We start from the raw sequence: 12,592 nt of genomic DNA, 5'->3' as shown, positions 1-12,592 counted from the left end.
GCCGAAGGCTGCGATCTTTTGATCTTGCTTTTTAAAAGATCAAAAGATCGCAGCCTTCGGCAGCTCCTACAGGGAAATGGTTTACGCGGCTTTACGGAATACAAACACCAGTCCGACGATAATCAGCACCATGCCGAGGATGCTCAACATCGCCAGTCGATTGCCGAAAATCAGGTAATCCATCACGGCCGTCACGGCGGGTACCAGATAGAACAGGCTGGTGACATTCACCAGATTGCCCCGGGCGATCAAGCGGTACAGCAACAAGGTCGCCAGCACCGACACCACCAGGCCCATCCACAACACGGGCACGATGAAACCGCTACCGTGTTCGAAATGAAAGGGCTGGAACGGCACGAAAATCCCGCAAAGCAACAGCCCCGCCAGGTACTGCACCGGCAGCGTGCCGAGCGGATTGTCGGTGATGCGTTTCTGCATGATCGAACCGAAGGTCATGCTCACCAGCGCCAGCAAGCCAAAGAGCATCCCGGCCAGCGACATGCCGGCCAGGCCGATGCCCTGATAGACCACCATGATCAAGCCGGTCAAGCCCAGCGACAGGCCGAACATTCGGCTGGCTGAGCGCTGACGCTCCATGAGCACCACCGTGAGAATCGGTTGCACGCCCATGATGGTCGCCATCACTCCGGGCGTGACCTTGAGGTCGAGCGCCAGCAGATAAAAAATCTGGTACGCCCCCAGCAACACCAAACCGGTGGCCATCGCATACCGCATCGCCTTGCCGCCCTTGGGCAACTTCAATTTGAGCAACGGCATCAACAACACCAGGCCGCACAAGGCGATGACGAAGCGAATCAACAGAAAGGCAAAGGGTGACGCATGGGCCAACCCCCACTTGGAGAAGATCGCCCCGCTGCTCCACAGCAGAACGAACAGGCTCGTGGAAGCCGCCGCGAGCGCGGACTTTTTTGAAAGGACAAACATGAAATACCACCTGTAGTCAGGCAAGAAGCCAACTCAGCCGAAGCTGAAATCCAGTAGTTTTTTTACGGGCGTATTTGCAGGCGGGCAGGGAAACAGCAGAAAACGCTGATCAGCCCGAAATGCCAACACCCGGCGGCGCTACGACTGCGCACACCGACGTGCTACTGACAGGTGGAGGGTAATGACTGATCTGCACAGGCTGCTGGTTCCCGCACGGCACGACGCCAGCGTTGACCGCTGAATCGACTACCGCGTTGATGAGGGATGCAGGCATTGGGCTGATCTTTTTCGAGGGATTAAGAAAGCAGGTCATGAGGACCTGCTTGTGTTGACTATACCCAGAGCTCGACACCCTTGGCAATGCATTGGAAGGCGTGACAGGCATCAACCCGCTTGCAAAAGACGGTTGAGGTACTGGCCGTAACCATTTTTCGCCAAGGGGGCCGCCAGTCTTTGCAACTGATCGGCATCGATCCATTTCTGCCGGAAAGCAATTTCTTCAGGGCACGCGACTTTCAGGCCCTGGCGACGTTCGAGCGTGGCAATGAACAGACTGGCATCGAGCAGTGAGTCGTGAGTCCCGGTATCCAGCCAGGCATAACCGCGCCCCATGATTTCTACCGACAGGTTGCCCTGGTCCAGGTAAAGACTGTTGATATCGGTGATTTCCAGCTCGCCACGCGCCGATGGCTTGATGCTCTTTGCCATCTCGACCACGTCCTGGTCATAGAAATACAAGCCGGTGACCGCAAAGTTCGACTTGGGCTTGAGTGGCTTTTCTTCCAGGCTGATCGCCTTGCCCTGGCCGTCGAACTCGACCACGCCGTAACGCTCCGGGTCATTGACGTGATAGGCAAAGACACTCGCCCCGGACTGGCGCGCCATGGCACTTTGCAGGATGTTGATGAAGTCGTGGCCGTGATAGATGTTGTCACCCAGGACCAGGGCGCTGGGGTCGTTGCCGATAAAGTCTTCGCCGATGATGAATGCCTGCGCCAGGCCATCGGGCGAAGGCTGCACGGCATAGGTAATGTTCAGGCCCCAACGGGCGCCATCCCCCAGCAGCTGCTCGAAACGCGGAGTGTCCTGGGGTGTGGAAATGATCAGGATATCGCGGATACCCGCCAGCATCAGGGTGCTCAGTGGGTAGTAGATCATCGGCTTGTCGTAAACCGGCAGCAGCTGCTTGGAGATGGACAGTGTCGCCGGATGCAGACGTGTACCGGAGCCGCCGGCAAGGATGATGCCTTTACGATTGAGCATATTCATTTCTCCAGTATTTCTGCGAGCATCCGTGTCACGCCGACTTTCCAGTCAGGCAAGCTCAGCGCAAAGGCCTTTTGCAATTTTCGCGTATCGAGTCGGGAGTTGCCTGGGCGTCGTGCCGGCGTCGGGTACGCCTCGGTGCCGATCGCCTCGACCATTGCCGGGGTTACCTTGAGATTCATGCCTGCGCGCTCGGCTTGTTCTAGTACAAATCGAGCATAGCGACACCAGGTGGTTTCGCCAGTGGCGGCAAGGTGATAGATCCCGCCCAATTGCGGGTCGGCCAGTACGCTGCGGATGACATGGGCGGTCACATCCGCCAGCAATTCGGCACCGGTTGGTGCGCCGAACTGGTCATCGATCACGGCCAGGCTTTCACGTTCACGGGCCAGGCGCAGCATGGTCGTGGCAAAGTTGTTGCCCCGCGCGGAATACACCCAGCTGGTTCGCAAGATCAGATGCGCACAGCCGCTGGCGGCAATCGCCTGTTCGCCGGCCAGCTTGCTGGCGCCATAGACACTCAATGGCGCTACCGGATCAGTTTCCTGCCAGGGTTGGTCGCCAAGCCCTGCGAACACATAATCGGTGGAGTAATGCACCAGCAGAGCCTTGAGCCGTAGCGCCTCTTGCGCCAGCACTGCCGGCGCATCGGCATTGATCCGATAGGCCAGCTGCGATTCGCTTTCGGCCTTGTCGACCGCAGTGTAGGCCGCGGCGTTAACGATAACGTCTGGCGCGAAGCGTTGCACGGTAGTGGCCAGCCCCGGCAAATCATTCAGGTCACCGCAGTACGCCTGGCTTGAGGAGTCCAGAGCCAACACTTCTCCAAGGGGCGCAAGGCTGCGTTGCAGCTCCCACCCCACCTGGCCGTTCTTGCCGAGCAAGAGCAGCTTCATGCGCGGCGCCCGGCATAATTTTTCTCGACCCATTCGCGGTAGGCACCGGACTGGATATTGCGCACCCAATCCTGGTTGTCCAGGTACCACTGGACGGTTTTGCGAATGCCGGTCTCAAAGGTTTCTGCCGGCTTCCAGCCCAGTTCACGTTCGAGTTTGCGGGCATCGATGGCATAACGACGGTCGTGCCCTGGCCGATCGGTCACGTAGCTGATTTGTGCATGGTAGGGTTGCCCGTCCGCGCGCGGACGTAGCTCATCAAGCAGCGCGCAGACGGTGTGCACGATTTCCAGGTTGGTTTTTTCGTTCCAGCCACCGACGTTGTAGACCTCACCCACGCTGCCGGCCTCCAACACGCGGCGGATGGCGCTGCAGTGGTCCTTGACGTACAACCAGTCGCGGATTTGCTGGCCATCGCCATAGACCGGCAATGCCTCACCGGCCAGCGCGTTGACGATCATCAACGGAATCAACTTTTCCGGGAAATGATATGGCCCATAGTTGTTCGAGCAGTTGGTGGTCAGTACGGGCAGGCCATAGGTGTGATGATAGGCGCGCACCAGGTGATCGCTGGCGGCTTTGCTCGCCGAGTAGGGACTGTTGGGTTCATACGCGTGACGTTCGGTGAACGCCGCCTCGTCCTTGGCCAGCGAACCATAGACTTCGTCGGTAGACACATGCAGGAAGCGAAAGGCCTGCAACGAATCGCTCGCCAGCCCTTTTACGTAGGCGCGTACGGCTTCCAGCAAACGAAATGTGCCAACGATGTTGGTGTCGATGAATGCCTGTGGCCCGTGGATGGAGCGGTCGACATGCGACTCGGCGGCAAAATTGAGAATGGCACGGGGCCGGTGCTCTTCGAGCAAGCCTTCGACCAAGGCGCTGTCGCCGATATCGCCTTGCACGAATACATGCTGCGTATTGCCCGTCAGGCTGCTGAGGTTATCCAGGTTGCCGGCATAGGTCAGCTTGTCCAGATTGACTACGGTTTCGTCGGAGTGAGCCAGCCAGTCCAATACGAAGTTTGCCCCAATGAAGCCTGCACCGCCAGTTACCAGGATGGTCATTGATTCAGACCTTTTTCAGTAAGGTTGCGAGGATCGGGCCCAGGTTCTCAAAGACGCATTGCCCCTTCAAAACCGGCAGGCTTGAAAACCGTGCAGCCCGGTTAAAACCCAATGGCGTTACGGCCAAGGCAATTCTGCTGTCGCAAGGGTTGAATTAGGTTTTGAACATTCAGCGCACGCCAGTTCTGCGACCGGCTCCATATACTCTCTGGGCGCCCTGACGGCATTTACGGGCGACATTTGTAATATAGCAAAGCTTCCAAAAATAAAAAAAGATCGCCTGGTGGCGATCTTTTTTCCTGTCGTTGTGGCCAGCAGTTGTTCAGCCCAGCAGCCAATGAGCCAGCAAAGCCAGCACGCCGATCGCCAATACCGGCCGCATTACCCGGTACGCCTTGGGATAACGACGTTTCCACTGCTTGATCGCCCCACTGAACCTGTCGCTGAATCGCTTGCTCCAGGCATAGGCCTGGTTAATCCCGCCTACGCGTTCGTCCGCAAGGTTCTGCGGCGCGGTGGCGCGCCCCAGCAGGCCACTGATCCAGCGGTTGATTCCTGTGATCAAACGATTGCTGAGCGGGCGCTCGATGTCGCAGAACAGGATGACTCGGGGCTTGTCGGTTTCGTTCTTGACCCAGTGTACATAGGTTTCGTCGAACATCACGTCTTCACCGTCACGCCAGGCGTAGGCCTGACCGTCGACGTAGATGCGGCAAGCGTCGCTATTGGGCGTCGCCAACCCCAGGTGATAGCGCAGGGAGCCGGCGAATGGATCGCGGTGCGGATTAAGATGACTGCCCCCCGGCAGCAGGGCGAACATGGCCCCCTTGACGTTGGGAATCGCACTGACCAGCGCCACGGTCTTCGGGCACAGCAGTTCGGCCGAAGGCAAGGGTTTGTCGTACCACTTCAGGTAAAAACGCTTCCAGCCCTTCTTGAAAAACGAACCGAACCCGGCGTCGTTGTTTTTTTCCGCGGCGCGAATGTAACCCTCATCAAACAGGTGCATCGCTTCGTCGCGGATAATTTCCCAGTTGTACTTAAGCACATCCAGCTCGGGAAACTTGCTGCGGTCCAGGTAGGGTTTTGAAGGCACGCCGGAGAACAGGTACATCATGGCGTTGTAGGGGGCAAACAGGGCCGAGTGGTTGACAAATTGACGCAAGACCGGCAACCGCGCCTTGCCGCGCACATGCACATAGTAGGTACTGCCCAGAAACAGCAGCAACAACGACGCTTTTGCGGCAATCGAAACGCTCATCAACAACTCCTTGATCGATAGACATCTGCGCAACGCCATTCCTCGACGCGGCCATAGGCATGATAACCACTACCAATCACGGGGAAAACCCGCGGAACCCGAGATACAGTGTCAAGCAATGCGTAACAAATCACTTCTTAACACAGCGTGCCTGAACGCTTGCTGATCGACGTCATTCACACTCGATGAAGAAGGGATGCCCCCTCTCCACCGTTTGAAGCTTCGCTGCCCGTTACTGCTGATTTTCCTGCTCGGTGAACAGATCGCTGAACAGCATGCTCGACAAGTAACGTTCACCGGAATCCGGAAGGATCACGACAATGGTCTTGCCCTGCATTTCCGGGGTCTCCGCCAGGCGCACCGCCACTGCCATCGCGGCGCCGCAGGAAATGCCGCACAGAATGCCTTCTTCCTGCATCAAGCGCAGGGCCATGGCCTTGGACTCCTCGTCGGTGACCAGTTCCACCCGGTCGACGATCGACAGGTCGAGGTTTTTCGGCACAAAACCGGCACCGATGCCCTGGATCTTGTGCGGGCTGGGTTTGATTTCTTCACCGGCCAACGCTTGTGAAATCACCGGTGATACAGCGGGCTCCACCGCCACCGAGACGATAGGTTTGCCCTGGGTATTCTTGATATACCGCGAAACGCCGGTAATGGTTCCGCCTGTTCCGACACCCGCCACCAATACATCCACCGCACCGTCGGTATCGTTCCAGATCTCGGGCCCGGTGGTCTTTTCGTGGATGGCGGGGTTGGCCGGGTTGTCGAACTGCGCCGGCATGAAGTATTGGGCCGGATCACTGGCGACTATTTCCCCGGCCTTTTCGATCGCACCTTTCATGCCCTTGGCCGGCTCGGTCAGCACCAGTTCCGCCCCCAGCGCCTTGAGTACCTTACGGCGCTCGATGCTCATGGAGGCCGGCATGGTCAGCATCAATTTATAGCCTCGCGCGGCGGCCACGAAGGCCAGGCCGATGCCGGTGTTGCCGGAAGTCGGCTCGACAATGGTCATGCCCGGCTTGAGCCTGCCTGTGCTTTCGGCATCCCAGATCATGTTGGCACCGATCCGGCACTTGACCGAGTAACCGGGGTTGCGTCCCTCTATCTTGGCCAGGATGGTGACGCCGCGCGGCGCGATACGGTTGATCTGCACCAACGGCGTATTACCGATGGAATGGGCATTGTCAGCGTAGATACGGCTCATGGCTGGGTCCTTAACGACAGCATTGAAATAGGGCACCAAGGTAAGCCTCTTGCCCGTAGGCGTCCAGTCAGGTCGAACGTCCGGAGGTGACTGTAGTCAATGCTTTAGAACGCCAGAGAATTACCACCATGAAACGTCGATACCGCTGGCCCTTGTGGAGCTTCACCGGCCTCGTTGTGCTGCTGGTTGCCCTGCACTTCGCCCTGCCCTACCTGGTGCGCGACTACCTCAATGACAGGTTGGCGAACATGGGCGCCTACCGCGGCGAGATCGCCGACGTGGACCTGGCCCTGTGGCGCGGAGCCTACAAGATCAACGGTTTGAAAATCGTCAAGGTCGAGGGCAAGGTGCCGGTGCCCTTCGTCAACGCGCCATTGATCGACCTTTCGGTCAGCTGGCATTCGCTGTGGTATGACCACGCGGTGGTCGCCGAAGTGAAGTTCGTCAAGCCTGAGGTCAACTTCGTCGATGGCGGGGCCAACAAGAAAAACTCGCAAACGGGTGAAGGCACCGACTGGCGCGCCCAACTGGGTAAATTGCTGCCAATAACCCTCAACGAAGTAAAAATCGACGATGGCAAGATCACCTTTCGCAACTTCAACTCCAAACCACCGGTGAACCTGAATGCCACCAAGGTCGACCTGAACATCTACAACCTCACCAACGTGGTCGACTCCAAAGGCAAGCGCGATGCCCGATTCGATGGCAAGGCGCTGCTGCTGGGGCATGCCCCCCTGGAAACCACCGCCACTTTCGATCCACTGAGTAACTTCGAAGACTTCGAGTTTCGCATGCGAGCCCGGGACATTCAGCTCAAACGCATGAACGACTTCGCTTCAGCCTATGGCAAGTTCGATTTCAATGCCGGCCATGGCGACGTCGTGATCGAAGCCCAAGCCAAAAAAGCCAAATTGACGGGCTATATCAAGCCGCTGCTCAGGGATGTCGACGTGTTCAACTGGCAACAGGACGTGGAAAACAAGGACAAGGGGATTTTTCGTTCCATCTGGGAGGCGCTCGTCGGCGGCACCGAAACCGTACTGAAAAACCAGGGCAAGAACCAGTTTGCGACCCGTGTCGAGCTAAGCGGAAACGTCCATCAAAAAGATATCAGCGCGTTCCAGGCGTTTTTGCAGATTTTACGCAATGGTTTCATCCAGGCATTCAATGCTCGCTATGAACAACCCAAGCCGGACGCCGGTTAACGTTGCCGCCAATACTGAGTCAAGATGTGACGCTCCATTCAGAGACTGAATAGGCCGTCTGCGTTCACAGTCGACCGGGCGTCGCGTTATAGTCGAGGCTGACCATTTATATTCCCGCCCTGCCTCGCTCAGGCCGGCGTTACCGTTCGAGGATTAGCAGATGAAGTTCGAAGGCACCCAGGCCTACGTCGCCACCGATGACCTTAAGCTGGCGGTCAACGCCGCCATCACCCTGGAGCGGCCACTGCTGGTCAAGGGTGAACCAGGCACCGGCAAGACCATGCTCGCCGAGCAACTGGCCGACTCCTTTGGCGCCAAGCTGATCACCTGGCACATCAAATCGACCACCAAGGCGCACCAGGGCCTGTACGAGTACGACGCGGTCAGCCGCCTGCGCGACTCGCAGCTGGGCACGGAAAAGGTCCACGACGTTCGCAACTACCTGAAGAAAGGCAAGCTCTGGGAAGCTTTCGAGTCCGAAGAGCGCGTGATCCTGCTGATCGACGAAATCGACAAGGCCGACATCGAGTTCCCCAACGACCTGTTGCAAGAACTCGACAAGATGGAGTTCTACGTCTACGAGATCGACGAGACCATCAAGGCCAAGAAGCGCCCGATCATCATCATCACCTCCAACAACGAGAAAGAGCTGCCGGACGCCTTCCTGCGCCGCTGCTTCTTCCACTACATCGCGTTCCCTGATCGCACCACGATGCAGCGGATCGTCGACGTGCACTACCCGGACATCAAGAAAGACCTGGTCAGCGAAGCACTGGACGTGTTCTTCGACGTGCGCAAGGTGCCGGGCCTGAAGAAGAAGCCTTCGACCTCCGAGCTGGTGGATTGGCTGAAGCTGCTGATGGCCGACAACATCGGCGAAGCGGTGCTGCGCGAACGCGATCCAACCAAGGCCATCCCGCCGCTGGCAGGTGCCCTGGTGAAGAACGAACAGGACGTGCAATTGCTTGAGCGCCTGGCGTTCATGAGTCGTCGCGGTAGTCGTTGATCATCTGGGGCAAATGCCATGCTGCTCAATCTGTTCAATGAAATGCGCGCAGCCAAGGTACCGGTCTCGGTGCGCGAGCTGCTGGACCTGATCAACGCGCTGAAGCAGCGCGTTACCTTCGCTGACATGGACGAGTTCTATTACCTGTCCCGGGCGATCCTGGTGAAGGACGAAAAGCATTTCGACAAGTTCGACCGGGCCTTCGGGGCCTACTTCAATGGTCTGGAAAAGCTCGATGATCATCTTCAGGCGTTGATCCCGGAAGACTGGCTACGCAAGGAATTCGAACGCTCCCTGACCGACGAGGAACGGGCGGCGATCCAGTCCCTCGGTGGCCTCGACAAGCTGATCGAAGAATTCAAGAAACGCCTGGAAGAACAGAAGGAACGCCATGCCGGTGGCAACAAGTGGATCGGCACCGGTGGTACCAGCCCGTTCGGTTCCGGCGGTTTCAACCCGGAAGGCATTCGGGTCGGCGATGCCGGCAAGCGCCAGGGCAAGGCCGTGAAAGTCTGGGATCAGCGCGAGTACAAGAACCTCGACGATTCAGTCGAGCTGGGCACGCGCAACATCAAGGTCGCCCTGCGTCGCTTGCGCAAGTTTGCCCGCCAGGGTGCAGCCGAAGAACTCGATATCGATGGCACCATCGACCACACCGCGAAAGATGCCGGGTTGCTGAACATCCAGATGCGTCCGGAACGGCGCAACACCGTCAAGCTCTTGCTGCTGTTCGATATCGGCGGTTCGATGGACGCCCACGTGAAGATCTGCGAAGAGCTGTTCTCGGCGTGCAAGACCGAGTTCAAGCACCTGGAGTACTTCTACTTCCACAACTTCATTTATGAATCGGTGTGGAAGAACAACATGCGTCGCACCTCCGAACGCACCTCCACCATGGACTTGCTGCATAAATACGGCGCCGATTACAAAGTGATCTTCATCGGTGACGCCGCCATGGCGCCCTACGAAATCACCCAGGCCGGTGGCAGCGTCGAGCACTGGAACGAAGAAGCCGGCTACGTGTGGATGCAGCGGTTCAAGGAGAAGTACAAGAAGCTCATCTGGATCAACCCTTACCCGAAAGATACCTGGGGCTATACCTCGTCGACCAATATCGTCAGGGACTTGATTGAGGACCAGATGTATCCGTTGACGTTGCGGGGGCTTGAGGAAGGGATGCGGTTTCTTTCCAAATAATCTCGGGTGTCTGGTTGGACGCCTTCGCGAGCAGGCTCGCTCCCACAGTTGATCTTTGTAGTACATGAGATCCCTGTGGGAGCGAGCTTGCTCCGGGCGGCGTTCCGACGAAGCTTTTTAATGGTTCAAAAACAGACGCAAATACTCGACCTGCTCATGGTGCGCCACCTCCTGCACCACCGGCCGCAACCGCACCTGCGCCCCCGGCAAACACTGCGCCAATCGCGCCAGCGCCAACGGCGTCAATGCCCCCAACCGCGGATAACCGCCAATGGTCTGCCGATCATTGAGCAGCACGATCGGCTGGCCGTCCGGCGGCACTTGCACAGCCCCCAATGGAATGCCCTCGGAAATCATCGGTTTGCCTTGGTATTGCAACGCCGGTCCCAACAGCCGAATACCCATCCGGTCGGCACGGCTGTCGACGTTCCACACGCTGTTGAATGCATCGAACAGGCTCTGCCCGCTGAACTCACCTATCTGCGCACCGAGCACCAGATCCAACGGCGTATCAAGCTTCAGGTCCGGCCGCTGATCGGCGGTCAATTCGCGCAGCAACATCACCGAATTGCCCGAATAGCTCAAGCTCGCGCCCTTGCTCAGCGCATGGCCCATGCCATCCAGTCCGCCAAGCTCCTCACGCACCACCGTCGAGCTGCTGCCCAACACCTTCGGCGCATCAAAACCACCTGGCGCGGCCAGATAGGCCCGGGCGCCGAGCAAGGGCTGGCTGAACTGCAAACGCTGACCTTTGTTCAGCCGGAAACTGCGCCAGGGTGCCAGCGGCTCGTCGTCCACCCGCGCGCCAAGATCCGCCCCGGCCAGCGCGAGCACGCAATCGTCCTCGGCTACTACGGTGAACCCGCCCAGGGTGATTTCGATCACCGGTGCATCCAGCCCGTTACCCAGCAACCAATTGGCCCACGACATCGAACGCCAATCAGCCGCGCCGCCCTGGGTCACGCCCAGATGGCGCACGCCGAAACGGCCTGCGTCCTGCAACAGGCACAGCGGTGTACTCGCTTCAATCGTCAGACGGCTCATGCCTGGGCCTCCAGTGGCGTGTCGTCACCGCCCAGGTTGATGAATTCGGCATGGTCGACCGCTTCGAAACGCACGGTGTCACCCGGCTGCATCAAGCTGTAGCCGTCACGGTTGCGATCGAACAATTTGGCCGGCGTGCGGCCGATCAGGTTCCAGCCGCCGGGCGATACCACTGGATAGGCGGCCGTCTGCCTTTCGGCGATACCAACACTGCCGGCGGCAACCTTCTTGCGTGGCGTGCTCAGGCGCGGTGCGGCGAGTGCCTCGTCCACCAGGCCCATGAACGCGAACCCCGGTGCGAATCCCAGCGCGAACACCTGATACTCACGTTCGCTATGACGACGGATCACCTCCTCCATCGCCAACCCACTGCGTTGCGACAACAAGCTCAGCTCTGGACCGACGCTCAAGTCGTACCACACCGGCAGCACGTGACATTTGCCACGAGTGCGCGCATTGGGCGACAGGTCGATAAGCGCTTCGGCAATCAATTCCCGGGCCTGGGTCGGGCTCAACGCGGTCAGGTCGTAATGCACCATCAAGGTCGTGTAGGACGGCACCAGGTCGATCAGATCCTTGCCGAACGCCGCCCGCAGGCTTTCACTGGCCGCCAGCATCCATGGCATGTTGGCTTCAGCGATTTCATCGAACAGACGCACCATCAGGCAATCGAGCGCGACCACTTCTACCCGCAGTTTCATGACGCGCCCTGCTGGTTCAAGGCTTCACGAATGCGCCGCACGGCCGCCACCGAACTGGCATTGTCGCCGTGCACGCACAGGGTGTTGGCCTGCAAGTGCAAGGCGCTGCCGTCGCTGGCGGTGAGGTGATCGCCACGGGCGATGATCAACGCCTGCTCGATGATTTTCTCCGGTTCGTGATGCACCGCTCCCGGCAGTTGCCGCGAAACCAGCCTGCCGGCGCTGTCGTAGGCGCGGTCGGCGAAAGCTTCGAACCACAGGGTCACGCCATATTCTTCGCCCAATTGCTGCGCGGCGCTGTTGTCGCGGGTGGCCATCAGCATCAACGGCAGGCTGCGATCGTAGGACGCCACCGCTTGCAGCACGGCGCGCAATTGCGCGGGGTTGGCCATCATGTCGTTGTACATCGCACCGTGGGGTTTGACGTAGCTGACCCGACCGCCCTGGGCGCGGCAGATGCCGTCGAGGGCGCCGATTTGGTAATGCAGGATGTCCTGCAGTTCCTGGGCACCATAGGCCATGGAACGACGGCCAAAACCGACCAGATCCTGGTAAGCCGGATGCGCGCCGATCTGTACACCGTGGCTGAGGGCCAGGCTGACGGTCTTGCGCATGATGCTCGGGTCGCCGGCATGGAAACCACAGGCGATGTTGGCGCAATCGATGAAGGGCATGACTTCCGCGTCCAGACCCATGGTCCAGTTACCGAAACTCTCGCCGATGTCGCAGTTCAATAGCAGGCGGCTCACGCTGAACACTCCTGTAGGCTTTATTCTTTTTAACTGTGGGACATATCC

At 58.7% G+C, this 12,592-nt stretch carries 12 protein-coding genes; 3 read left to right on the top strand and 9 right to left on the bottom strand.

Annotated elements, in window-relative coordinates; translation table 11 throughout:
* Positions 1 to 81: 81 nt before the first annotated feature.
* From AC3WWR_RS22580 to cysK, 6 genes are all read right to left on the bottom strand, one after another.
* The gene (locus tag AC3WWR_RS22580) at positions 82 to 945 is read right to left on the bottom strand and encodes a DMT family transporter (RefSeq protein WP_020797843.1); all 864 of its coding nucleotides are present in this window, start codon (positions 943 to 945) and stop codon (positions 82 to 84) included.
* A 384-nt stretch (positions 946 to 1,329) separates the two neighbouring features.
* A complete protein-coding gene (gene rfbA / locus AC3WWR_RS22575) occupies positions 1,330 to 2,208 on the bottom strand; it encodes a glucose-1-phosphate thymidylyltransferase RfbA (protein ID WP_020797842.1) in 879 nt (292 codons plus the stop codon).
* Between the two features lie 2 nt (positions 2,209 to 2,210).
* Positions 2,211 to 3,107: a dTDP-4-dehydrorhamnose reductase gene (gene rfbD / locus AC3WWR_RS22570; protein ID WP_020797841.1), complete on the bottom strand. Its 897-nt coding sequence runs from the start codon at positions 3,105 to 3,107 to the stop codon at positions 2,211 to 2,213.
* Positions 3,104 to 4,174 carry a dTDP-glucose 4,6-dehydratase gene (gene rfbB, locus AC3WWR_RS22565; protein WP_168757399.1) on the bottom strand — a complete coding sequence of 357 codons (1,071 nt, stop codon included), beginning with the start codon at positions 4,172 to 4,174 and terminating at the stop codon, positions 3,104 to 3,106. The genes rfbD and rfbB overlap by 4 nt, the downstream gene beginning before the upstream one ends.
* A gap of 322 nt (positions 4,175 to 4,496) precedes the next feature.
* Positions 4,497 to 5,435, bottom strand: coding sequence for an aspartyl/asparaginyl beta-hydroxylase domain-containing protein (locus tag AC3WWR_RS22560; protein WP_492599067.1), 939 nt, complete (start codon positions 5,433 to 5,435; stop codon positions 4,497 to 4,499).
* Between the two features lie 232 nt (positions 5,436 to 5,667).
* Positions 5,668 to 6,642, bottom strand: coding sequence for a cysteine synthase A (gene cysK, locus AC3WWR_RS22555; RefSeq protein WP_020797838.1), 975 nt, complete (start codon positions 6,640 to 6,642; stop codon positions 5,668 to 5,670).
* A 128-nt stretch (positions 6,643 to 6,770) separates the two neighbouring features.
* On the opposite strand from cysK, the gene AC3WWR_RS22550 reads away from it, so the two are divergent.
* The 3 genes from AC3WWR_RS22550 to AC3WWR_RS22540 all read left to right on the top strand — a co-directional run bounded on the left by AC3WWR_RS22550 (position 6,771) and on the right by AC3WWR_RS22540 (position 10,050).
* Entirely contained in the window at positions 6,771 to 7,847 is a 1,077-nt protein-coding gene (locus AC3WWR_RS22550; RefSeq protein ID WP_492599066.1) for a DUF748 domain-containing protein, read from the top strand.
* Positions 7,848 to 8,007: 160 nt separating this feature from the next.
* Positions 8,008 to 8,853 carry an AAA family ATPase gene (locus AC3WWR_RS22545; protein ID WP_008055443.1) on the top strand — a complete coding sequence of 282 codons (846 nt, stop codon included), beginning with the start codon at positions 8,008 to 8,010 and terminating at the stop codon, positions 8,851 to 8,853.
* An 18-nt stretch (positions 8,854 to 8,871) separates the two neighbouring features.
* The gene (locus AC3WWR_RS22540; protein ID WP_008055445.1) at positions 8,872 to 10,050 is read left to right on the top strand and encodes a vWA domain-containing protein; all 1,179 of its coding nucleotides are present in this window, start codon (positions 8,872 to 8,874) and stop codon (positions 10,048 to 10,050) included.
* A 117-nt stretch (positions 10,051 to 10,167) separates the two neighbouring features.
* Here AC3WWR_RS22540 and AC3WWR_RS22535 read toward each other — a convergent pair whose 3' ends face one another.
* Genes AC3WWR_RS22535 through AC3WWR_RS22525 form a run of 3 tightly spaced genes read right to left on the bottom strand, consistent with a single transcriptional unit; the run spans position 10,168 to position 12,544 of the window.
* Positions 10,168 to 11,094, bottom strand: coding sequence for a 5-oxoprolinase subunit C family protein (locus AC3WWR_RS22535; RefSeq protein ID WP_492599065.1), 927 nt, complete (start codon positions 11,092 to 11,094; stop codon positions 10,168 to 10,170).
* Positions 11,091 to 11,795: a 5-oxoprolinase subunit PxpB gene (gene pxpB, locus AC3WWR_RS22530; RefSeq protein ID WP_020797835.1), complete on the bottom strand. Its 705-nt coding sequence runs from the start codon at positions 11,793 to 11,795 to the stop codon at positions 11,091 to 11,093. The genes AC3WWR_RS22535 and pxpB overlap by 4 nt, the downstream gene beginning before the upstream one ends.
* Positions 11,792 to 12,544, bottom strand: a complete 753-nt coding sequence (locus tag AC3WWR_RS22525) for a 5-oxoprolinase subunit PxpA (RefSeq protein ID WP_432669155.1) — start codon at positions 12,542 to 12,544, stop codon at positions 11,792 to 11,794. Before AC3WWR_RS22525 ends, pxpB begins: the two co-directional genes overlap by 4 nt.
* Between the last annotated feature and the right edge of the window lie 48 nt (positions 12,545 to 12,592).

This window comes from Pseudomonas sp. EB271-G4-1, from assembly GCF_058791355.1.
This window is presented reverse-complemented; position numbering and strand designations above follow the sequence as displayed.